Annotated in this window: 22 protein-coding genes; 11 read left to right on the top strand and 11 right to left on the bottom strand. The window is 63.0% G+C overall.

From position 1 onward, the window contains the following. Window positions 1-41 precede the first annotated feature (41 nt). The 3 genes from A3M3_RS0116055 to A3M3_RS25505 all read right to left on the bottom strand — a co-directional run bounded on the left by A3M3_RS0116055 (window position 42) and on the right by A3M3_RS25505 (window position 2,066). A complete protein-coding gene (locus tag A3M3_RS0116055; protein ID WP_231497286.1) occupies window positions 42-356 on the bottom strand; it encodes a hypothetical protein in 315 nt (104 codons plus the stop codon). A 70-nt stretch (window positions 357-426) separates the two neighbouring features. Then, window positions 427-1,329: an SDR family oxidoreductase gene (locus A3M3_RS0116050; protein WP_028267184.1), complete on the bottom strand. Its 903-nt coding sequence runs from the start codon at window positions 1,327-1,329 to the stop codon at window positions 427-429. Between the two features lie 188 nt (window positions 1,330-1,517). Continuing rightward, window positions 1,518-2,066, bottom strand: coding sequence for a DUF6328 family protein (locus tag A3M3_RS25505; RefSeq protein WP_051423230.1), 549 nt, complete (start codon window positions 2,064-2,066; stop codon window positions 1,518-1,520). A gap of 294 nt (window positions 2,067-2,360) precedes the next feature. Between A3M3_RS25505 and A3M3_RS0116035 the strand changes: the two genes are divergently transcribed. From A3M3_RS0116035 to A3M3_RS25500, 3 genes are all read left to right on the top strand, one after another. Next, on the top strand, window positions 2,361-3,092 hold the full coding sequence (locus tag A3M3_RS0116035; protein ID WP_028267182.1) for a DUF72 domain-containing protein: 732 nt from the start codon (window positions 2,361-2,363) through the stop codon (window positions 3,090-3,092). 67 nt (window positions 3,093-3,159) lie between these two features. Next, window positions 3,160-4,140: a cation diffusion facilitator family transporter gene (locus tag A3M3_RS0116030; protein ID WP_028267181.1), complete on the top strand. Its 981-nt coding sequence runs from the start codon at window positions 3,160-3,162 to the stop codon at window positions 4,138-4,140. 192 nt (window positions 4,141-4,332) lie between these two features. Continuing rightward, entirely contained in the window at window positions 4,333-4,761 is a 429-nt protein-coding gene (locus A3M3_RS25500) for a hypothetical protein (protein WP_051423229.1), read from the top strand. A 1-nt stretch (window position 4,762) separates the two neighbouring features. Here A3M3_RS25500 and A3M3_RS0116020 read toward each other — a convergent pair whose 3' ends face one another. The 5 genes from A3M3_RS0116020 to A3M3_RS0116000 form a co-directional block, all read right to left on the bottom strand. Continuing rightward, complete coding sequence (locus tag A3M3_RS0116020; RefSeq protein WP_028267180.1) at window positions 4,763-5,665, bottom strand: helix-turn-helix transcriptional regulator; 903 nt, start codon at window positions 5,663-5,665, stop codon at window positions 4,763-4,765. Between the two features lie 99 nt (window positions 5,666-5,764). Beyond that, entirely contained in the window at window positions 5,765-5,917 is a 153-nt protein-coding gene (locus tag A3M3_RS28175) for a hypothetical protein (RefSeq protein ID WP_155854402.1), read from the bottom strand. A 77-nt stretch (window positions 5,918-5,994) separates the two neighbouring features. Next, window positions 5,995-6,558 (bottom strand): dihydrofolate reductase family protein, encoded by a 564-nt coding sequence (locus tag A3M3_RS0116010; RefSeq protein WP_028267179.1) that lies wholly within the window; start codon window positions 6,556-6,558, stop codon window positions 5,995-5,997. Window positions 6,559-6,769: 211 nt separating this feature from the next. Then, window positions 6,770-7,636 (bottom strand): class II glutamine amidotransferase, encoded by an 867-nt coding sequence (locus A3M3_RS0116005; RefSeq protein WP_028267178.1) that lies wholly within the window; start codon window positions 7,634-7,636, stop codon window positions 6,770-6,772. 19 nt (window positions 7,637-7,655) lie between these two features. Next, window positions 7,656-9,056 (bottom strand): glutamate decarboxylase, encoded by a 1,401-nt coding sequence (locus tag A3M3_RS0116000; protein ID WP_028267177.1) that lies wholly within the window; start codon window positions 9,054-9,056, stop codon window positions 7,656-7,658. 175 nt (window positions 9,057-9,231) lie between these two features. Here A3M3_RS0116000 and A3M3_RS0115995 point away from each other — a divergent pair, with 175 nt between their 5' ends. The 5 genes from A3M3_RS0115995 to pdxS all read left to right on the top strand — a co-directional run bounded on the left by A3M3_RS0115995 (window position 9,232) and on the right by pdxS (window position 15,377). Then, a complete protein-coding gene (locus A3M3_RS0115995) occupies window positions 9,232-10,827 on the top strand; it encodes a S53 family peptidase (RefSeq protein WP_035741904.1) in 1,596 nt (531 codons plus the stop codon). 147 nt (window positions 10,828-10,974) lie between these two features. After that, window positions 10,975-12,984: a threonine--tRNA ligase gene (gene thrS, locus A3M3_RS0115990; RefSeq protein WP_028267175.1), complete on the top strand. Its 2,010-nt coding sequence runs from the start codon at window positions 10,975-10,977 to the stop codon at window positions 12,982-12,984. A 30-nt stretch (window positions 12,985-13,014) separates the two neighbouring features. After that, complete coding sequence (locus tag A3M3_RS0115985; RefSeq protein ID WP_028267174.1) at window positions 13,015-13,623, top strand: HIT family protein; 609 nt, start codon at window positions 13,015-13,017, stop codon at window positions 13,621-13,623. Further along, complete coding sequence (gene pgsA, locus A3M3_RS0115980) at window positions 13,616-14,245, top strand: phosphatidylinositol phosphate synthase (RefSeq protein WP_028267173.1); 630 nt, start codon at window positions 13,616-13,618, stop codon at window positions 14,243-14,245. Before A3M3_RS0115985 ends, pgsA begins: the two co-directional genes overlap by 8 nt. Before the next feature lie 205 nt (window positions 14,246-14,450). Further along, complete coding sequence (gene pdxS / locus A3M3_RS0115975) at window positions 14,451-15,377, top strand: pyridoxal 5'-phosphate synthase lyase subunit PdxS (RefSeq protein WP_028267172.1); 927 nt, start codon at window positions 14,451-14,453, stop codon at window positions 15,375-15,377. A gap of 127 nt (window positions 15,378-15,504) precedes the next feature. Here the strand turns inward: pdxS and bla are convergent, their stop codons facing one another. Further along, window positions 15,505-16,437, bottom strand: a complete 933-nt coding sequence (gene bla / locus A3M3_RS0115970) for a class A beta-lactamase (RefSeq protein ID WP_081736836.1) — start codon at window positions 16,435-16,437, stop codon at window positions 15,505-15,507. A gap of 163 nt (window positions 16,438-16,600) precedes the next feature. Between bla and A3M3_RS25495 the strand changes: the two genes are divergently transcribed. After that, a complete protein-coding gene (locus A3M3_RS25495; RefSeq protein WP_035741897.1) occupies window positions 16,601-17,476 on the top strand; it encodes a LysR family transcriptional regulator in 876 nt (291 codons plus the stop codon). After that, window positions 17,466-18,377, top strand: coding sequence for a serine hydrolase (locus A3M3_RS0115960; RefSeq protein WP_028267170.1), 912 nt, complete (start codon window positions 17,466-17,468; stop codon window positions 18,375-18,377). Before A3M3_RS25495 ends, A3M3_RS0115960 begins: the two co-directional genes overlap by 11 nt. A gap of 55 nt (window positions 18,378-18,432) precedes the next feature. On the opposite strand, the gene A3M3_RS0115955 is transcribed toward A3M3_RS0115960, so the two are convergent. Both A3M3_RS0115955 and A3M3_RS0115950 read right to left on the bottom strand, forming a co-directional pair. Further along, entirely contained in the window at window positions 18,433-19,185 is a 753-nt protein-coding gene (locus A3M3_RS0115955) for a type 1 glutamine amidotransferase (RefSeq protein WP_028267169.1), read from the bottom strand. Next, entirely contained in the window at window positions 19,182-20,492 is a 1,311-nt protein-coding gene (locus A3M3_RS0115950) for a Mur ligase family protein (protein WP_028267168.1), read from the bottom strand. The genes A3M3_RS0115955 and A3M3_RS0115950 overlap by 4 nt, the downstream gene beginning before the upstream one ends. Window positions 20,493-20,593: 101 nt before the next feature. Here A3M3_RS0115950 and pdxT point away from each other — a divergent pair, with 101 nt between their 5' ends. Then, window positions 20,594-21,295 (top strand): pyridoxal 5'-phosphate synthase glutaminase subunit PdxT, encoded by a 702-nt coding sequence (gene pdxT, locus A3M3_RS0115945; RefSeq protein ID WP_028267167.1) that lies wholly within the window; start codon window positions 20,594-20,596, stop codon window positions 21,293-21,295. Window positions 21,296-21,298: the final 3 nt, after the last annotated feature.

Genomic DNA, 21,298 nt, shown 5'->3' with positions numbered 1-21,298 from the left:
CTCCTTCGGATTGGTGAGTGGTTGGCAATCTTGCTGCGGTATCAGCCCGCGTCGAATCGTTCTTCGTCATCATCCTTGGGCGACTTGTCGTCCGGGAGACCAGTTGCATCGCCTTTCGGCTCAGAGGAAAACGGCTGGCCGGCCTCGGTTGAGTCGGTGTTGGACTCGTCCAACTCTGCATCGGCTGAGGGCACGGAGGCTGAACCTTCGCCGCTTGCCTCTGATGTCGATCCGGGGTGGCGATTCTGGTCCTGGGGCTTGGCCTGCTGGTTGACGGGCGTTGCTGTTTCTTGTTCCGGCGTCGGCGTTCCGTAGCCTCCAGCTGCCTCTTGCTCCGCTGAATGCTGCTTGTCCATGTCCATGCTGTCCTTTCCGTGCTGCGTGAACCTTCTGATCGAAAACCGAGGGAGACCCAGAGAGCGGTCCCTAGAGGCCTTTTCCTCCCGTGACCGGCAAAACGGCGCCCGAGATGTAGGACGCTTCGTCGGAGGCAAGGAGGACATAGGCAGGAGCCAGTTCCGCTGGTTGCCCCGCCCTGCCCAAAGGGGTGTCCTGGCCAAAGTCCGGTAGTTTGTCCGGCCATTCCGTTGCGGGAATCAACGGCGTCCAAATAGGTCCCGGGGCCACGGCATTTACCCTGATGCCTTTGGGTCCCAATTCCTGCGCGAGGGCCTTGGTGAAAGCCACTTGCGCCGCTTTCGTCATCGCGTAGTCGATGAGTTGCGGTGACGGGTTGAATGCCTGGATAGATGCAGTGACGATAATCGATGCTCCGGCCTTCAGATGCGGGAGCGCCGCGCGGGCCGTCCACATCAGGGAATAAAGGTTGGTTTTGAAAACCCTGTCCATTTCCTCGGTGGGCAAGGTGTCAAGACCTTCCCGGTTCTTTTGGTATCCGGCATTCAGAACGAGGATGTCCAGCCGGCCGAATTCAGTCAATGCGCGCTCCACCGTGGACTGGCAGAATTCTTCGGACCGGGCGTCACCCGGCAGGGGCAGCGCCCTGCTTCCCGCTTTCCGGATCCAGTCCGTGGTGTGTCGTGCGTCCTCGGCTTCTTCCGGTAGGTGGGAAAATGCGACATCCGCGCCTTCCCTGGCGAAGGCGATGCCAACGGCTGCTCCGATTCCGGAGTCGCCTCCCGTGATCAGGGCTGCCTTTCCCAGTAACCGGCCATAGCCCGTGTAGGAAGCCTCGCCGTGGTCCGGAACGGGCTCCATCTGCCCGGTCACTCCTGGCTGCTTCTGTTCCTGCTGTGGAAATGATCCCGTGTGGTAGGCCGAACGTGGGTCCTTCGGCGGGGAAAGCCAGGTGCTGCCTGCTTGTTCCATTGGGGCTTGATGCGATTCTGGCTGGTTCATGATCACCTTCTTCGTCGGCATTTCGACGCTCGCGTGAGCTGCTACCACATCGAAACTAGTAGGCCGGACGGCCCCTGTCCATGGATTCGGCCAAATTGCTCAGTAAACTTACTATATGAATCCAGGAGGCCCGCACCAGGCGATTCCCGCTTCGGAAATCAGGGCCGGCCACTGGCCGGTTTCCGATCCCGTTCCCATTCCGGACGGCTGTACCTTGGAGACCAGGCCAAAAGCGGGTACAGCAGAACGAGTGCAGCGAGCGCCACCAAAATGCCCAATCCGGCCAGCGCGCCGACCTCCTGCCCCCGCACAACGCTGAAGATCAATCCTGCACATCCCGCGATCAGCAGGGCAACGCATGCAAGTACGGCCTTGACGATTTTGTCGCCCGCCGACACCAGGCGGGACTTGACGTGGTGCTGGAAGAGTCGCCGGTGCAGGCTGACCGGAACGAGCATCAGGCCGGTGGTCATGGTCGCGAGGATCACCAAGCCGAGGTATAACCAGTTCTCCAGCTCGGTCAACGTGCCAAATCGTTGCTGGAACGGAAGCGTCAGCAGGAAGCCTCCGATGAGCTGCACTCCGGTCTGCAGGACGCGCAACTCCTGGAGCAGCTCATTCCAGTTGCGGTCCATCCGCTGGTCCCTGGATTCGTGTCGGGTGTCGGCCTCCGGCCCGGCGGCCAACGGATCCTCCTGCTGGCTCATGACGGCCGCGGCAGCTCGCAACCTGCCACCGGGTTCAGCCCCATGTAATTCAGCGGACCGGCGACGATATTCAAAGTGATCGTCGCGAACTGGGAACACTGAGCAGGAACCGCATTGAAATAGCCACGCTGGCCGGCGGCCACCGCTCCTATGACGAGCCAAATCACGACGATCAGCCCAAGAATAGACCCCGATCGCATCTGTCCTTCGCCCACCCTTCATCACTCCGGATATCATCAGCATACTTATATAGTGACGTGGACCATAGGCTCAATCCCGGTGGATGGAGGCAGCGTGGGAACTCGGGTTGGGACGTCGGGATGGAGTTACGAGCACTGGGAGCACGTGCTTTATCCTGTGGGAACCGCCTCGCGCAACAGGCTCGACTATTACGTCAAGGAGTTCGACACGGTCGAACTCAACGCGAGCTTCTATCGTTGGCCGCGTGATGCGTCCTTTGCCAGCTGGCGGCACCGGCTGCCTGAAGGATTCGTCCTTTCAGTCAAAGCTCCCCGTGGTTTGACGCATGGGAAGCGTCTCTACGCCCCCGAGGCCTGGGTGGGGCGAATTACCTCGGCTTGGCACGAACTCGGGGCGCGGCGCGGAGTACTGCTGGTCCAGCTTCCTCCCGGTATGGAGCGCGACGACGGGCGTCTGGCCTATTTCCTCGACATGCTCCCGGAGTGGATAAGTGTCGCCGTCGAATTCCGCCATGACAGTTGGAATGACGACGCGATCTACGCCAGGCTCGAGCGCTACCGAACGGCTTACTGCATCATGAGCGGAGCGCAGCTCCCTTGCATACTTCGGGCCACCGCGCCGTTCGTCTACGTCCGGATGCACGGTCCTGACCACCACAACCTTTATGGCGGCTCCTATTCCGAACAGGACCTCCGCTGGTGGGCGGACCGGATCACGGAATGGGAGGCCATGGGCAAGGATGTCTTCGTGTATTTCAATAACGACGGAGGAGGGAATGCCGTCCGCAATGCCCGGACCCTCCGAACCTTGCTCGCCCGCGGTTAGGTCCCGGCGCCGCCAGGGACGGGGCGCTGTGGAACAGATCCCGGCTGTATTGGGTACGGTAAGTTCCATGGGCCACAAAAAGAAGGTCAAGATGCCGTCTTCATCGCTCATGACCGTGATCTTGGCATTTGTGGCAAATCTTCTTGTTGCCACGGCAAAGACAGTTGCGGCCATCCTGACGGGATCCGCCTCCATGGTCGCGGAGTCTGCACATTCCTGGGCAGATACGGGAAACCAGGTTTTCCTTCTCGTTGCCGAGAGACGATCGTCGAAGCGGCGGGACGCAGCCCATCCGATGGGATATGGCAGGGAAGCGTACGTGTGGTCCATGTTCGCTGCCTTTGGCTTGTTCACCGCGGGCGCAGTGGTGTCGGTGATGCACGGCGTCCAGCAGCTCTTCGCGCCGGAACCGGCCGGCGATTTCGTGGTCGCCTACGTCGTTCTTGCCATCGCTCTCGCTCTGGAAGGCGCCTCGTTCGTTCAAGCGTTCCGGCAGGCCCACGAGTCTGCACAGCGGCTAAAACGCCGCACCTTGGAACAGGTTCTGAAGAGTTCTGATCCAACAATGCGTGCTGTCTTCGCGGAAGACAGCGCTGCGTTGATAGGACTGATCATCGCGTTCACGGGTGTGTCCCTGCACCAACTTACGGGATCGCCGTTGCCGGACGCGCTCGGGTCGATTCTCGTCGGCATCCTTCTCGGGGTCATCGCCGTGGTCCTGATAGACCGTAATCGGCGTTTCCTCGTGGGCCAGGGCGTTACTCCGGAACTAGAGAAATCCATGGCAATCCGGGTCTTGGAACACGAGGAGATCGAACGCTTGACGTACCTGCACCTGGAGTTTGTGGGACCGCGAAAGCTGTACTTGGTGGCAGCCGTGGACATCAAGGGTGATCTTCGGGAGCATGATGTCGCGGTGGCCCTGCGCCGTGTCGAGCGGGAACTCGAGGACCACGAGACGGTTGAGGAAGCTGTACTGACCCTCGCCACGCCGGACGAGCCAGCTTTGACGTTCGAGGCCGGCACGCGTCCCCAAGGTGCCGAATAGCGGCGCTTCCCATGGTGAAAAACAAGTACACGCCACTCGTGCGATGCCGTACCCGAGGATGTTGACTCAAGAAACCAACATCCGCGGCCCGTCCGAGGAAGGATCCTTGGCGGCCAACCGCACGGTGCGCGTCGGCGCATCGGGACGGCGCGGTATCGCGGAGAACACAGTCAACGTTGAGGAAGGCTGGACATGGACGGGCAACAATGGATCTGGATCATAGTGGCAATCCTGGTGATCGCCATCGTGGTCGCCGTCGTGCTGTTTGGACGCCGGGCAAAGGCGGCGGCTGACCGCAAACGCGCAGCGCAACTCCGCGAACAAGCCCGGACTGACGCCCTCGGGGCACACGAGCGCAGGGCGGAAGCGGCTCGTGCCGAGGCAGACGCGCACCGCGCGGAGAGCGAGGCGGAGCGGCTGCACAACGAAGCCATGAAGAAGCAAAAGGATTCCGAGCGGGCCAACCAGATCTCGCAGGACCGGCTCCGGCGTGCGGAAGCCCTGGACCCCGACGGCGGCGATTCCGGCAGGCGCGACGAGGCGTCGGGCAGGGGCGACGGTTCTCCGGAACGGCGCGATGACGAAGGAGATGGGGAAGCGCGGCGGGATCCGCGTCCGTGAGCTAGGGAAGCCTGCCGGCTTCGGGCGTTGACACGCCGGACCGGGGTTGTTCTGCCAGTTCCTGCGTGGCTGCCCAACTCGCGAGGAGGCGTAGGGCATCGGCGGAAGGCGAGCCGGGTTCTGCCGGGTAGATGAACAAGGAGAGACCGGTGTCGGCCGAGAGCTCCATCGCCTCGAACAGCAGGCGGAGCTCGCCCACCACCGGGTGGTGGAACTGCTTGAACCCTGTGTAATGGCGGCGGACGTTGTGCGCGGCCCAACGGCTGCGGAATTCATTGCTGCGGGTGGAGAGCTCGCCCACCAAGTCGCTCAATCCGCGGTCGAAGGGGTCCCGGCCAGCCTCGGTACGAAGGATGGCCACCATGTTGTTTGCCGCGAGTTCCCAGTCCGGGAAGAACCGCCGCGCCCGTTCTTCATCCAGGAAAATGAAGCGCGCGTAGTTGGCTGGCCGGACAGGACTGACATACATCTCGGAGTGCAGTGCCAGGCCGAGCTTGTTGGCGGCGAGGATATCCATGCGGCCGTTGCGAACAAACGCTGGCGCGTCAGTGATTGCGTCAAGGGCGAACTGGACACTTGGCCGGACGTGCTGTGGCGCGGTCCGGCGCTGCCGCTTGCTTGTTCCCGCGGTGCGCGCCAGATCGAACAGGTGTGCGCTCTCGGCGTCGTCTAGATTCAGGGCCCGGGCCAATGCTTCCAACACGCTCTCGGACACGCCTGCAAGGTTTCCGCGTTCGAGCCGGGTGTAATACTCCACGCTGACTCCGGCCAAGGCTGCTACTTCGCCGCGGCGAAGTCCCGGCACCCGCCGGTTGCCGGTGGACGTGGGCAGACCCGCCTGATCGGGCGTGATCTTTGCACGCCGGGAGGCGAGGAAATCGCGAACGTCGTTCCGGTTGTCCATGGCTCAACGATAGTGAGCTTGGGGTGACGTGAGGGAGTCCCTGCCAGTACCTCCATGAGCGGTTGGCCTCGAAACGGCGGGATGGACCTCAGCCGAGGCCTAGAAAATGTGGAAATCGCCGGCGTCGGCGTTCGCGGACGGGTACACCACGGGCTCCCGCCCCAACTCAAGCAAGACGTCATTGATGCTCATCTGTCCGTCCAGTTGCACGGCCGGGACGAAGACGGTTTCGGATTCGACTTCAGCGGTCATGAACCGATCATATGTGCGGCAGGGGCCATGGACGCGGTGAACACGCGGCCTTCGGGGTCAGAACGGAGGAACCGCTCTCAGCGCCTCGTCCCGTATCTGGCCAGGACCACCCCGCCGGGAAATGTCCGCGTCTCCACCAAGTTCAGGTTCACCCAGCTGTCCAGCGAGGTGAAGAACGGAGTTCCGCCGCCCACCAGGACCGGATGGGTGACCAGGACGTACTCGTCGACCAGTCCGGCCCGCATGGCAGCAGCGGCCAGCGTTGCTCCGCCGACGCTCATCGGGCCGCCGTCCCCGGCCTTGAGCCGGGTGATCTCGGCGATCGCGTCGCCCGTGACCAGGCGAGTGTTCCAGTCGACCTTGTCGATTGTCGAGGAGAACACCACCTTCGGCGTGTCCCGCCAGTTCCGCGCGAACTCGATCTCCGCCGGGGTGGCGTTGGGCTGCTGGTCGCCGGTCGGCCAGTAGGAACTCATCGTCTCCCAGAGCTTCCGGCCGTACAGCGACAGGCTGCTGGCCAGCTCCTGGTCGAGCCACCATTGGAACAGTTCCTCGCTCGGCCCGCTCCACCCGATGTCGTCGCCGGCCGCAGCGATGTAGCCGTCCAAGGTCAGATTCATGCCGTAGATCAGTTTCCGCACGGCGCCAGCCTTCCGTCTCGAAGTTTCTACAGAGTTGCCCGGTGAAGGAAACCCTGGAGGCCGCCTCGGATAGCATCGGGTTCGAGCCAGCAGCCGAGCTCGCAATTGCCCCGGACGGGATCAACCATGACACACATCGTGCTCCAGAGGGTCCGCCCGGGGCTGGGTGGCATCGGGGGCGGGTGGGAGAGGAGGACTTGGCATTCGGTGCTCAGGGTTTTTGGGATGCGGCCGCGGAGGGGGAGAGCTCGGACAGTTCCAGCCGATGGGCCGGTTCCGCAGGGAAGGGATAACTTGTTGTCACCACCAAATCGGGACTCACGTGGACCAGCGAGCCACCCCCCAGTGCACGCCACTCGGGGTTGTCATCCATCGGTTCTGTGGCGATGATGACGTGACGCGAGCGGCCGAGATCCTTGCTGAGCGCCCGGATGCGGGAGCTTCGCGCATCGAGCGGAGCAGCTTCGCCGGAGCTTGCAGGCAAGCGTTCCAGAATATGCAGCTCATGCGTGTCCGGGTACCTGACTGCCCACAGCTCTGTTGCTGTCGTCAGGATGAGGTTCAAGCTGAACACGGGAAGCTCCCTGGCGATCCAGTTGATTGCCCGGGTGATTCCTTTCCCGACGTCCCCTTCGGCACGCCGGCTCTCCGCGGTGATCAGCGCGAAGAGCCGCTCACTGTCCGTCTGGCCCTTGACCAGATTCGAAACACCCAACTCGGCCAGCCGCCCATCCAGCCGTTCGAGATCGGCGAAGGTGCCGTTATGGGCGAATAGCCGCCCGTCCTGTTCGAACGGATGCGTGTTGACCATGGTGTGAGCGCCGGTGCTGGCATACCGCACATGGGCCAGGAACGTGGTGCTTTTCAGGACGCGTGCCTCGCGTGCAAAGGCGTGGTCCTCCCAAGCGGCGAGCGGCTGTTTGGCTACGTGGGCATCACCGTCAGCGTCAAAGGTACCTATGCCGGCGCCGTCGGGCTCGCGTCGGCTCTGGTCAGCCAGGCTGTCCGGTGCGTCCAGAAGCCAGAAAGTGGCCCGGACTGGCTCCGAACCGGCATGCAAACCGAACAAGCGGCACATGAGCGCTCCTTGAAACTAATTAGTGGTGGAACGCCTGGGTTTGTCCGCCGGCAGGCATGGGTGCGGTGAGGCCATCCAAGTAGGCAACCTCTTTTTTCAGATCTCTGAGGAAACTGGACGCGAGATCGCGCGTGAAACCGTTGCGGACAACGATCCTTTGGACGGTAATCTCGCTCAACCCTTCTGGCAACGGGTAGGCGGGGACGAGCCATCCATTCATCCGCAAGCGTTCGGAGAGGTGGTGCAGATTCCACTTGTCCGTGTAACCGTCGGTGAGTTGCCAGGCAAAGACCGGGATGTCCGATCCGTTGCTCCACAAAGTGAACGACTCCATCGTGCCAATTTCGCTGGAGAGGTAGAGCGCAACATCCTGGGAGGTTGCCTGAACGGCTTTGTATCCTTCGTAACCCAAGCGGAGAAACAAGTAGTACTGAAGAAGCACTTGCGCACCGGGGCGTGAGAAATTCAGGGCGAAGGTCGGCATGTTCCCGCCGAGGTAGCTGACGTGGAAGACCAAATCCTCCGGGAGGGCCTCCTCATCCCGCCAAATGACCCAGCCAAGGCCCGGGTACACCAAACCGTACTTGTGGCCCGAGGTATTGATCGAGGCCACCCGTGCCAAACGGAAGTCCCAGACCGTCTCCGGCTGCAGGAAGGGGGCAATCATGGCACCGGATGCGCCGTCCACGTGGATGGCGATATCCAAGCCGCGCTGTGCCTGGATCTCGTCCAGGGCCTCGGAGATCTTTTCGATCGGTTCATAGGCGCCCGTGTAGGTCACTCCCATGATGGCCACAACGCCGATCGTGTTCTCGTCCACGTACTTGTCCAGCTCATAGCCGTCGAGCACCGGGTGTTCTTTTGACACTGGAACGTACCGGGCTTCCACGTCCCAGTAGTTGCAGAACTTCTCCCAGCACACCTGCACGGCCGAGCTGAGGACCAGATTGGGTTTGTCGGTCGATTGACCGGCCGCCCGCCGCGCGTGCTGCCAGCGGCGCTTGAACGCCAGGCCGCCCAACATGCACGCTTCCGAGGAACCGATGGTCGAGGTTCCAATGGCTTTGGCGGGATCGGGCGCGTTCCACAAATCTGCGAGCATCCGCCAGCAACGGGTCTCGATCAAGGCCGTCTGCGGGTATTCGTCCTTGTCGATCATGTTCTTGTCGAACGTCTCGGCATAGAGTTTCGACGCTTCCGATTCCATCCACGTCCCAACGAACGTCGCGAGATTCAAGCGCGAGTTCCCGTCCAGCATGGCTTCGTCGTGGACAACCTGGTAGGCCGTCGAAGGCAGGGACTCGCCGTCCGGGAGGGTGAATCGCGGGAAGATGCTGGACTCTCCGGGCCGGCTGAAGATGGGGTTCAGCTCCACTGTGGTGTCCGGTTCATGAGCTGATGTGCGGTGTGACCTATTGATGGTTCGCTCCTTTGACTCGCCATGACGCCGGTCAATGCGGTGGCAGCGACCGGCCCACGCCCACGCTACCGCGCGTGGCGGCCACGCCCAAGCGCTGTCCTGCATGGTGCCAAGGAGGTTCCGGGGGCATAATCGCAGGGAACGGAGCTCTGTCACGCGAGCGTAGGAGGCAGTAATGTCCACGGAGACCCCCGAAGAGCAGCGGCCGGAGGAAACGCAAAGTGTCCCGCTGGCAGGATCGGAAAGGGCGCCCGCTCCGGGTGTTCGCGACATTCACGGTCCCGTTGATCCTTCCCGCCGGATTGAGGTCACGGTCATCCTTCGGCGCCAGGAAGAATTGACGGAACTTCCAACGACTCCGATTTCGCGGGACGAACTGGCCTCGCGGTATGGTGCATCTGCAGCGGACCTAAGTCTTGCCGTGCGCACTTTCTCCGGCTTGGGACTCGAGGTCATCGATTCGGATGCAGCCAGCCGCCGGATTCGGCTTGCCGGCACCGTGGGCCTGCTAAGCAGCGTTTTCGGAACGTCACTGGATGAGCTGACGAGTCGCGCTCCGGATGGCACCGCAGTCACGCACCGGCACCGCACGGGAGGCCTCCAGGTGCCCGCAGCGCTCGACGGCGTCGTTGTTGCCGTCCTTGGCCTTGACGACCGGCCCCAGGCCAGGGCCCAGTTTCGCGTGGTTCCCTTGGCTTCGACCGGCACCAGCTACACTCCACCCCAATTGGGAAAGATCTACAACTTCCCCGACGGTACCGACGGCTCCGGGCAAACCGTGGCGATCCTCGAACTCGGCGGCGGGTTCGGGCAACAGGACCTCGACACTTACTTCCAAAGCCTCGGCATTTCGACGCCGACTGTCACCGCAGTGGGAGTCGACGGCGGGTCCAACCAACCCGGGCAGGACCCTACCGGGGCCGACGGGGAAGTCCTGCTCGACATCGAAGTGGTCGGCGCCCTGGCTCCCAAGGCCAACATCGTGGTCTACTTCGCCCCTAATACCGACGCCGGGTTCCTCGACGCGATCGTCGCTGCCTCCCACGCGAGCCCGGCACCGACGTCGATCAGTATCAGTTGGGGCCAAAGCGAGGACGCGTGGACGGCCCAAGCCCGGACAAGCTTCGACCAGGCCATGGCCGACGCCGCGGCCCTCGGAGTCACGGTAACAGCGGCAGCCGGAGACAACGGCAGTTCCGACGGCGCAACAGACAGCAAGGACCACGCGGATTTCCCGGCGTCGAGCCCTCACGTCCTGGCTTGCGGCGGAACCCGACTTCAAGCGGATCCCGCCACGGGAACGATCAGCGCCGAGACCGTCTGGAATGATGGCCCGAACTCGGCAACCGGCGGAGGATACAGCGATGTCTTCCCTGTCCCCTCCTGGCAGTCCGGGATCGTGGGACACGCCAAGCACAAACCCGCTCCGAAGCAAGCGGGACGGGGCGTGCCCGATGTCAGCGGCGTCGCCGACCCGCAGACCGGCTACCAGGTTCGCGTCGACGGGAAGGACATGGTGATCGGCGGAACGAGTGCGGTCGCGCCCCTCTGGGCGGCGCTGCTCGCCCGGCTGGCTCAAGCCACGAATCGGCGCTTTGGGCTGATCCAGCCTCTGCTTTACCAAAACGGCATCCCCCCGGCGTCAGGATTCCACGACATCACCAGCGGTTCCAATGGAAGCTACCACGCCGGGACCGGCTGGGATCCCTGCACCGGTCTGGGCAGCCCGGATGGCCAAGCTCTCCTTGCGTTGCTGGAGGCCCGCTCCTGAAACGGACGCCGGTGCCGGTTGAGTCAAGAAGGCTGGGCCGCGGCGTGCTTTGGCGGCCCCAGCCGGAGCGGATACGATGGACGGTGGCTGGCTGTGGTCCCCGTACGCCACAAGCTATGAAGCCTTATCAATGAATAGGAGACACCCGTGTCAGATGCCCAGCAGATCACCCTCATCGTCGATGGCGAAGAGACCAAGGTGACGGAAGGGACCACCGGCGCGGAACTCTTCTTTGAGCGCCGCGACGTCGTAGTAGCCCGAGTCGACGGCGAACTCAAGGACCTTGACCAGGTGCTGCCCGAAGGCGCGCAGGTTGAAGGCGTCACCATCGAATCGCCGGACGGCCTGAACGTCCTGCGCCACTCGACCGCACACGTTATGGCCCAGGCCGTGCAGCAGTTGCGTCCTGACGCCAAACTCGGGATCGGCCCGTACATTACCGATGGCTTCTACTTCGACTTCGATGTTGCCGAGCCCTTCACCCCGGAAGATCTTCGCCAGCTCGAAAAGATGATGCAGAAGATCATCAACCAGAACCAGAAGTTCGTCCGCCGCGTCGTCACTGAAGACGAAGCCCGCGAAGCCATGAAGGGCGAGCCCTACAAGCTTGAACTGCTGGGCAAGAAGAACGAGGCGGCCGACGCCGGCGAGGGCGTCAATGTCGAGGTGGGCGCTGGAGACATCACTATCTACGACAACGTGGACCGCAAGAGCGGCGACAGCGTCTGGTGCGATCTGTGCCGCGGCCCGCACCTTCCCAATACCAAGCTGATCTCCAATGCCTTTGCGCTGACCCGCTCGTCGGCGGCTTACTGGCTGGGCAACCAGAACAACCAGCAATTGCAACGTATCTACGGCACCGCGTGGCCCACCAAGGACGCCCTGAAGGCCTACCAGGAGCGGATCGCAGAGGCGGAGCGTCGAGACCACCGCAAACTCGGCGCCGAGCTGGACCTGTTCTCCTTCCCGGACGAGCTGGGCTCGGGCCTGCCGGTGTTCCACCCGAAGGGTGGCATCATCCGCAAGGCCATGGAGGACTATTCCCGCCAGCGGCACGTGGACGCAGGCTACGATTTCGTGTACACGCCGCACATCACCAAGGGTCACCTCTACGAAGTTTCCGGGCACCTTGACTGGTACAAGGAAGGCATGTTCCCGCCGATGCACATCGATGCGGAACTGAACGAGGACGGCACTGTGCGCAAGCCCGGCCAGGACTACTACCTGAAGCCGATGAACTGCCCCATGCACAACCTCATCTTCCGTTCGCGCGGGCGCTCCTACCGGGAACTGCCGCTGCGGCTCTTCGAATTCGGCTCCGTGTACCGCTATGAGAAGTCCGGGGTCGTTCACGGACTGACCCGTGTGCGCGGCATGACACAGGACGACGCCCACATCTACTGCACGCGCGAGCAGATGAAGGACGAGCTCACAACCACCCTGAACTTTGTCCTCGGCCTGCTCAAGGACTATGGACTGGACGACTTCTATCTCGAACTGTCCACCAAGAACGAAGACAAATTCGTTGGTGAAGACGCTGCATGGGAGGAAGCAACCCGAACCCTGGCCGAAGTGGCGGAGGCTTCGGGGCTGGAGCTGGTCCCGGATCCAGGTGGAGCAGCGTTCTACGGCCCGAAGATTTCCGTGCAGGCCAAGGATGCGCTGGGCCGCACATGGCAGATGTCAACCATCCAGCTGGATTTCAACCTGCCTGAGCGTTTCGAGCTGGAGTTCCAGGCGGCCGATGGCACACGCCAGCGTCCGGTCATGATCCACCGTGCGCTGTTCGGCTCGGTGGAACGGTTCATGGGCGTTCTCACCGAACACTATGCAGGAGCCTTCCCGGCATGGCTTGCCCCCGTGCAGGTCGTCGGCATCCCGGTGGCGGAAGCGTTCAACGACTACATGTTCGACGTCGTTGACCAGCTCAAGGCCGAGGGCATCCGTGCCGAGGTGGACATTTCCTCGGACCGCTTCCCGAAGAAGATCCGCACTGCGAGCAAGGACAAGATTCCCTTCGTTCTCATCGCCGGCGGCGAGGACGCGGAGGCCGGTGCCGTGTCGTTCCGCTTCCGCGACGGCAGCCAGGACAACGGGGTGCCCGTTGCCGAAGCCGTGCGGAGAATCGTGGACGCCGTCAAGAACCGCGAGAGCTGACGAGCCGGGCGACGCAGGGGACAGGAAAAAGTGCAGGAGAACACGGGCGTGACAGCTGACTATCCGGGCGATGCCGAAGTGACTGACGACTTCAGCCTGGCAGGTGTTCCTGACGCCTTCCAGCGCCTCTGGACTCCCCACCGCATGGCCTACATCAAGGGTGGGCAGAACCAGTTTAAAAACGAGGACGACTGCCCGTTCTGCCTGGCTCCAAGCCGCCCGGACAAGGAATCCCTCATCGCGTACCGTGGCAAGACGTGCTACGTAGTGCTCAATTTGTTCCCCTACAACCCGGGCCACTTGCTGGTGTGCCCGTACCGGCATGTGCCGGACTACACGGACATCACCGTCGAGGAAACAGCCGAGATGGCGGAACTTACCCAGACCGCAATGCGCGTACTGCGCAAGGTGGCCAACCCGAGCGGCTTCAACCTGGGCATGAACCAGGGCGTCGCCGGCGGGGCGGGAATCGCTGCCCACCTGCACCAGCACGTGGTTCCGCGCTGGGGCGGGGACGGAAACTTCTTCCCGATCATCGCCCAGACGAAGGCCGTCACCCAGACCCTTGATGAGGTCCGTCAGCAAGTGGCAGACGCCTGGCCAGGGGAGTCGGATTTATCCGGGGAGACGGATGCTTAATCGGCATGCCCGCGGGTTTTTCACCGGGCTGTTTTCGCCCCTTGCCCGCTTCCTGCTCAAGGCGGGGGTATCGCCCGACGCCGTAACCGTCGTCGGGACCGCCGGTGTCATACTCGGGGCCCTGATTCTGTATCCCCTAGGCCAGCTCTGGTGGGGTTCGCTCGTGATTGCGGTCTTCGCCTTGTCCGACGTGGTGGACGGCATCATGGCGAGGGAACAGGGCCGTAGCGGTCCATGGGGAAACTTTCTCGACTCCACGCTGGACCGGCTGGCCGACGGTGCCATTTTTGCCGGCGTCGCCATCTGGTTTTTCACGAGTGGCGCGAACATCTCCATCGCCATGGCGGCCCTCGCCTGTCTGGTGCTCGGAATGGTGGTTTCCTACGCGCGGGCCAAGGCCGAGTCGCTGGGCTTCTGTGCCAACGTCGGCATTGCCGAACGGGCCGAGCGGCTCATCTCCGTGCTGTTCGTCACAGGCCTGACCGGTTTGGGCCTGCCGCCCGTCGTGTTGCTTGTGACGCTCGTGCTGCTCGCCGCAGCGACGGTCGTCACCGTCGTCCAGAGGATGGCGGCTGTCCGCGAACAGGCCATGGCAGAGGTCGACGGCGGCACGCCCGCCTAGCCGCGCACCTGGCCTGCGCGAGGCCTGCCCGGAACCCGGGAGCTGGCAGCCTCGATGCCGGTAATCAAGTACGACCGGCCCAGCACAGGGGACTAGTATTGAAGGTACTTGGTCAATGTGACCTGGAAATCCGGTGTGCGCTGTGTATGGCCCCCTGTCCGCCTGCGCCCCGGCCAAGGTCTTCTATCTACCCATAGGGGTTTTTGTGTCTACACCTGATGTAAGCAACGAAGCCGGTTCGTCCGCAGCCAGCGTTACGGGCAGCAGCCGCGTCAAGCGCGGCATGGCCGAGATGCTCAAGGGCGGCGTCATCATGGACGTCGTCAACGTCGAGCAGGCCCGCATCGCCGAAGACGCTGGTGCCGTTGCCGTGATGGCGCTCGAGCGAGTTCCCGCGGACATCCGCGCCCAGGGCGGCGTGTCCCGCATGTCGGACCCGGACATGATCGATGCGATCATTGCCGCAGTGTCCATCCCTGTCATGGCCAAGGCCCGGATCGGCCACTTCGTCGAAGCCCAGGTCCTGCAGTCGCTCGGTGTGGATTACATCGACGAGTCCGAGGTCCTGACCCCGGCGGACTACACCCACCACATCGACAAGTGGAACTTCACGGTTCCCTTCGTCTGCGGTGCCACCAACCTCGGTGAGGCGTTGCGCCGCATCAACGAGGGCGCTGCCATGATCCGTTCCAAGGGCGAGGCCGGCACCGGAGACGTCTCCAACGCCACCACCCACATGCGCCAGATCCGTGCGCAGATCAAGAACCTGGCCTCCTTGCCCGAGGACGAGCTGTACGTTGCGGCCAAGGAGCTGCAGGCCCCGTACGAGCTCGTGAAGGAAGTTGCCGCCACCGGCAAGCTCCCCGTGGTGCTGTTCACCGCCGGTGGCATCGCCACCCCGGCCGATGCTGCCATGATGATGCAGCTGGGCGCGGACGGCGTGTTCGTCGGCTCGGGCATCTTCAAGTCCGGCAACCCGGCCCAGCGTGCCGCGGCCGTCGTGAAGGCGACCACCTTCTTCGATGACCCCGACGTCATCGCCAAGGTCTCCCGCGGCCTGGGCGAAGCCATGGTCGGCATCAACGTCGAGGACATCCCCGAACCGCACCGTCTCGCCGAGCGCGGCTGGTAACCAAACCCCGGAAGCAGTTCGACGGCGGTGGGTCACCAATCAATGGCGACCCACCGCCGTCGTGCGTTAACCCAACTAACTCGCATTTGTTGCCGTTATAAGCCCTCAAAACGACGACAACTGCGAGTTAGTTGGGTCTGAGTTCGGCGATAGCGGCCCGGGTTGCGGCTGCGATGAGCGCGTCGTCGTATTTGGCGTCCTTCGTGCTCTTACTGGACATTATGGAGAGCACAATGGGGGCGCCTGTGGTGGGCCAGATAACGGCGATGTCGTTGCGGGTTCCGAAACTGCCGCCGCCTGTCTTGTCTCCAACGGTCCAGCCGCTGGGGACACCGGCACGAATGAGATTACCGCCGGTGGTGTTTCCTTTGAGCCATCCGGTCAGGAGCGCTCGATATTCGCTGGTGAGGGCGTTGCCGAGGGTGTATGCGGCAAGGTCCGTTCCGAGGGCTTTTGGTGTGGTGGTGTCTCGGATGTCACCGGGGACGGCTTCGTTGAGCTCAGGTTCGGTGCGGTCTACGTGGGTGGTGGTATCGCCGATCGTTTTGAGGCTCTCGTCCAGACCCTTCGGACCGCCGAGCTGCTTGAACATCAGGTTCGCTGCAGTGTTGTCGCTGTATTGAAGGGCTGCAGCGATCACCTCACGCAACGGCATTCCGGTATCGAGGTGTTTCTCGGTGACGGGTGAGTAGCTGACCAGATCGCCGCTGGTGTATCGGATGATTTGATCGAGTTCCGGCGTGCTGGTTTTGGCAAGGATTGCCCCGGCGAGCAGCGCTTTGGACGTTGAGGCGTAGGCGAAGCGCTCGTCTGCCCGGTGCATGACGGTTTTGCCCGTGCCTGTGTCGATCCCATACACGCCAAGGCGCGCGTCGTACTCCTTTTCCAGTCCCGAGAACGGCTCTGTGGCTGCTACGGAGATGGTGTTGGAGGCTTGCCTGGAAGCCGAAGGTGGGTGCGCAATTCCCGAACCCGGGTTTGGATCGTTCGAACACCCGGACAGCAGTCCAGTGACGATGGCGAATGCCGTGATGATCGGGAGGAGTTTTTTGCTTTGCACGATGGTCCCCTTTGCTGACGTGAACTGCGCCCACGCGGGTGGCTGGCAGTGATTCCGCTCTGACTAAACGCGACGACAGCCCATGCGTCAAAGGCTAGAAGGGCATGCGGTCATGCACTTTTCGCATGCTCGTCCCGTCCGGAACCCCGGTTAGGATGTGCAGATGAATCTCCTCGCCGCCTGCGAAGCGTTCGTGCACGTTTGCGACGCGGGAAGTTTCACTGTCGCCGCTGCCAGGATCGGGATTCCCCAATCGGCAGCAAGCCGCCGCGTCGCGGCCCTTGAACAGCACCTTGGACACATTGTGATCGACCGCGACAACCACCGACCAAGCCGGTTCGGGGCAACCCTCTTGCCCTATGCCCGCCGTCTGACCCAACTTGCGGGCCGGATCGAGGAGATCGCCGGGCAATCCCATCTGCAAGCGATTACCCTGGCTGTCCCCGAGGGCTGCCCGGCCCAGAAAGTGGCCCGCCTCATACGTGACGCCCAGAAGGGCTCGATCGACCTCGAAGTGGTCTATGCCGGATGGGAACTTGGACACAAAGACATGAGCGACCCTGAACCAAGGACAGCCCTTGTTCCTTCCCCACCGGACCTTTCAGCGTGGGCGATTCCGTTGGGTGTGGGGCAGGCCCACCCGGAAGAGACCGGGCCTTTCTTTCTCGATTGCCTCCGCTCGCGGCGACGGGTCGACGCACCTACGACCCGGTTGTGGATACTGCCGGAGGACGACGTTTCCCACATTCGGGACCGTCTCTACCACCTCCGGGACAGCAACGGCCTCAAACCCGGCCAAGTGGAACGTGCAACATCAGCCCAGGCTGCTGCACTGGCTGCCTTCCGTGACGATGACCTCGTCCTTTGCACACCGGGGGAAGCACAGCGATTCGAATTGCACTGGCGGCCCCTCGGCGAAGTTCGTCTCAACCGCACCTACGCGATCACCGGCGTTGACTCCACTGAGGTAGCGACACTGAAAGACAAGCTTTGGGCCCGCATCGCAGACGTCCTTGGGGCCCAGGCGATTGAATACTGAAACCCTCCTGGACCAGCTCCGCACGAAACTCCTCGAAGGCGGAATCCTCGGGTCCTTCACCGCCCGCAACCTGGCAACGGGCCAGCAGATCAGCCTCGACCCGGATCGTGTTTTCCCCGCCGCGTCGCTCGTCAAGGTCCCACTTGCGCTGGCCACCATGCAGCGCATCATCGACGGTGAGATCAAGGGGAACACACGCGTTGACGTCAGCCCCGGCCGGCTCACCATTCCAGGTCCCACCGGGCTGAGTAGATTCCGGCACCCTGCCACCATTGCCATCGACGATCTGCTCTACCTTAGCGTCAGCGTCAGCGATAACTCCGCCACTGACGCGCTCTTGCAAATCACTCCGCCCGAGCACGTCACCTGGCTGATGCGGGAGCTGAACCTTGGCGGCATCATCCTACGGCACGGCCTGGGTGAGCTGGCCGATACCGCAGAGGCGCGGCTAAGACCCGAGGAACGATACTTGGCCCACCACCTCGCTATCGAGAGCGTGAACCGGGCCACCGGCCCATTGCTCTCTCAATTGGATCCAGCCCGCGCCAACACCGGCACCGCGGAAGCTTTCACGAACCTGTTGAACGAAATCTGGCGCCCCACCCGAATCCATGAGGCCGCAGCCCAACGACTCCGACAGCTCATGAATGCCAACGTCCTCCGCCACCGGCTCGCTCCTGAATTCGACACCGACGCCACCGTCTGGTCATCAAAAACAGGGACGCTTCTCAACCTCCGGCATGAAATCGGAGTCGCCCAACACCGCAACGGCCACACCATCGCCGTGACGGCCCTCACCGAATCGACCACCGCCGCGGCGAATCAACCGGCCGCGGAAGAGCTCATCGCCCACGTCGCCCGCCAACTACACAATCACGTGCGCGCACTCCAGGATTTCTAGGAGCGTTCCGCCGGGGCGAAATCCACGGCTCCTGGGGCCCGGTCCACCACGATCTTCAGCGGGGGCGCTTTGCCGCGTGTTCGCGCGCGAGGCGGGCAACACCGTCGTCGGGCGTTCCAGGGACAAAGGTGCCGTACTTGCGTTCGACGGCGGTCCGGATCAGGAAGTCGGCGATGGCAGGATTCTTGGGCAGGAGGGACCCGTGCAGGTAGCTCGCAACCACATTCCGGTGCCTGGCACCTTCATGACCATCTTTGCTGTTGTTGCCGGCGCCCTTGGACACTGTGCCGAGGGGCTCGACGCCGCTGCCGAGGGTGGTCTGCCCGCTGTGGTTTTCGTAGCCCAGGATTTCGCCGAACTCAGGAGACGTGAGCGTGACGTTTCCGATGAGTCGTTCATCGGTGCCGACGGTCTCCACGTCCAGGATGCCGATACCGGGAATGACCGGGCCGCCCTTCGTTTTGAAGAACTTGCCGAAGAGCTGGTAGAGCCCGCAGATCACCAGCATGGGCGTTCCCTCCTCGGCCATTTCGCGGAGGTGCCCGGCGCGTGATTGGAGATCGTCCTGGATGACTATTTGGCCGCTGTCCTGGCCGCCGCCGCCCACAATGATGTCGATATCTTCGGGGAAGTCGTCGCCTACGTTGTACTCGAGGAGCTCAGGCGTGTAACCGTGCCAGAGTAAGCGCTGCTGCAAGACCAGTGCGTTGCCCCAGTCTCCGTAGATGTTCATTTCACGGGGATACAGCTGCAGTACCCGGATAGTGCCTTTGCTTGCGTGGTGCGCGGTGTCTTCGGCCGGGGTCATGAGACTACCTCCACAGTGGTGATCTTGGAGAGTTCGCGGCGGATGGCCAACATTGCCGTGTAGGTGCAGAAAACCCGTTTCGGTTTGCCCGCCGAACCCCGGATGAATTCAGCCAACGCCGCGGGAATGTCGGTGTCCACCGAGCCGAAGCGGACGTCGTCGTATTGGAGGCGCAGCGCCATGTCGTAAGCTCGGACCCCGGTGACAACCTCGACGCCGTCCTCGCGCAGGGACTCGAATTCAACGTCCCACAGCCACGACATGTCACGGCCATCGGCATAGTTGTCATTGATGGCGATCATGGAAGCGTAGCCCTTTGCCGGAAAAGACTTCAGACCCAGACGGAAACCGCTCGGGTTCTTCACCAGCACCAGCTCAAGGGGCTGGCCATCCACTGTCAGGCTCTCCCCGCGGCCAAAGGCCGGAGCCACCTCGGAAAGCGCTTTGACCAGCTTGGCCGCATCGCCGGGCCTTCCGCTTGCGCCGGTGATGCTCCTGGCGAGTACCAACGCGGCGGCTGCATTGAAGATGTTGTAGACGCCACGGAGTTTCATGTGCGTCGTCACCCGGGTTCCGTCGAACTCGAAGTCCGCGTCGTCGGTACCAACCCGGCGGAGTACGACGTCGGCCGTTTCGACGGCGGGAACGTCGCCGTGGGCGCTGGTGCCCGGAGCGCTGGTTCCGGGAGCCGCCGCGCGCATGTCGTCGTCGTTCGGGAAGGTGCTGCGCAGTGATTCGTCCAATCCGAAGTAGCGCACCTCGGGACCGCTGACGGCCCCCGCGATACGGGCAACCCTGGGATCTTCGCGGTTCAGCACTACGGTTCCGGTGGTTCTTTCGGCGATCCGCTGGAGGAGCATCGCCGTCGCGTCGATTTCGCCGAAGCGGTCCAGCTGGTCGCGCAGGACGTTGAGGAGGAGGCAATAGCGCGGCGGCACCTTGTTCACGAAGTGCACGGCATGTGCCTCGTCGAGTTCCAGGACGGCGACGTCGGCGTCCAGTCTGCCGCGCCAGTCCACCTCGCCGAGGAGGGCCGCTGCCACTCCTCGGGTGAAATTGCTCCCCGTCCGGTTCGTGAAGACCTTCAGGCCTTGGCTTTCCAGGAGCTCCACGACCATTTTGGTGGTGGTCGTCTTGCCGTTGGTCCCACTCACTACGGCTACCCCGTGGGGGAGTGAGGACAGTGTCCGCTGCATGAAGCCGGGGTCGATTCTTTCGACCACGAGGCCGGGCAATGCCGAACCCCCGCCGCGAAGCCGGGACACAGCACGGACCAGCTTGCCGAGTGGAACGGTGAACGAAAACATGCTCTGTAATATATCCCAGTTGGTGCATAAACCACGTGCCGCCGGCGCGTAGCCGGGTTGCCAAGGCGAGCCCGGCAGCGGCGGCGCATTATGATGGTCGAATGACCAATCCCCCTTCCGAGGCGTCATCAAGCGTGGGCTCGGGCCTGCGCATCGGCGTCCTCGCACTACAAGGCGATTTTCGTGAGCACATCCACGCCGTTGAAGCAGCCGGTGCCACCGGCATTGGCATCCGGCGGCCCGCGGAGCTCGACGATATTGACGGCCTCATCATCCCCGGCGGCGAATCCACCACCATCGACAAGCTGGCGCGCATCTTTGAACTTGCCGATCCGATCCGCAAGCAGATCGCGTCCGGGCTCCCGGTCTATGGTTCCTGCGCGGGCATGATCCTGCTGGCGGACGACATCGCCGACCCCGCCTCCGACCTCGCCGGGAATCCGCAGCAGACGTTCGGTGGACTGGACATCACGGTCCGTCGCAACGCTTTCGGCCGGCAGCGGGAGTCCTTTGAGACGGACCTTGACTTCAAGGGGCTCGACTTCAGCGCGGGGGAGTCCGGCGTGGCTCCCGTCCACGCGGTCTTCATCCGCGGACCGTGGGTGGAACGGGTCGGTCCCGGCGTCGAAATCCTCGCCCAGGTGGAGCCGGGCAAGGCAGCCCACACGGATACTTTGCACGGGTTGGCTAGAATTGTTGCAGTTCGTTCGGGCCAGTTGCTGGCCACCTCCTTCCACCCGGAAGTGACGGGGGAGAAGCGCGTGCACGAACTATTCATTCGAATGATCAGAGGAGAAGCGTAAAGC

This window comes from Arthrobacter sp. MA-N2 (assembly GCF_000517125.1).
Taxonomy (GTDB): domain Bacteria; phylum Actinomycetota; class Actinomycetes; order Actinomycetales; family Micrococcaceae; genus Arthrobacter; species Arthrobacter methylotrophus.
The sequence above is the reverse complement of the archived record's forward strand: the minus strand, read 5'-3'. Positions and strand labels throughout refer to the sequence as shown.

Coding starts and splice junctions, on each gene's coding strand:
- A3M3_RS25505 (WP_051423230.1), bottom strand. CDS start 2,066: ATGAGCCAGCAGGAGGATCCGTTGGCCGCCGGGCCGGAGGCCGACACC.
- A3M3_RS0115995 (WP_035741904.1), top strand. CDS start 9,232: ATGTCCACGGAGACCCCCGAAGAGCAGCGGCCGGAGGAAACGCAAAGT.
- pdxT (WP_028267167.1), top strand. CDS start 20,594: ATGACCAATCCCCCTTCCGAGGCGTCATCAAGCGTGGGCTCGGGCCTG.
- pgsA (WP_028267173.1), top strand. CDS start 13,616: ATGCTTAATCGGCATGCCCGCGGGTTTTTCACCGGGCTGTTTTCGCCC.
- A3M3_RS0116020 (WP_028267180.1), bottom strand. CDS start 5,665: ATGGACAACCGGAACGACGTTCGCGATTTCCTCGCCTCCCGGCGTGCA.
- A3M3_RS0115955 (WP_028267169.1), bottom strand. CDS start 19,185: ATGACCCCGGCCGAAGACACCGCGCACCACGCAAGCAAAGGCACTATC.
- A3M3_RS0115950 (WP_028267168.1), bottom strand. CDS start 20,492: ATGTTTTCGTTCACCGTTCCACTCGGCAAGCTGGTCCGTGCTGTGTCC.
- A3M3_RS0116030 (WP_028267181.1), top strand. CDS start 3,160: ATGGGCCACAAAAAGAAGGTCAAGATGCCGTCTTCATCGCTCATGACC.
- A3M3_RS0116055 (WP_231497286.1), bottom strand. CDS start 356: ATGGACAAGCAGCATTCAGCGGAGCAAGAGGCAGCTGGAGGCTACGGA.
- A3M3_RS28175 (WP_155854402.1), bottom strand. CDS start 5,917: ATGACCGCTGAAGTCGAATCCGAAACCGTCTTCGTCCCGGCCGTGCAA.
- A3M3_RS0116050 (WP_028267184.1), bottom strand. CDS start 1,329: ATGGAACAAGCAGGCAGCACCTGGCTTTCCCCGCCGAAGGACCCACGT.
- A3M3_RS25495 (WP_035741897.1), top strand. CDS start 16,601: ATGAATCTCCTCGCCGCCTGCGAAGCGTTCGTGCACGTTTGCGACGCG.
- A3M3_RS25500 (WP_051423229.1), top strand. CDS start 4,333: ATGGACGGGCAACAATGGATCTGGATCATAGTGGCAATCCTGGTGATC.
- A3M3_RS0116005 (WP_028267178.1), bottom strand. CDS start 7,636: ATGTGCCGCTTGTTCGGTTTGCATGCCGGTTCGGAGCCAGTCCGGGCC.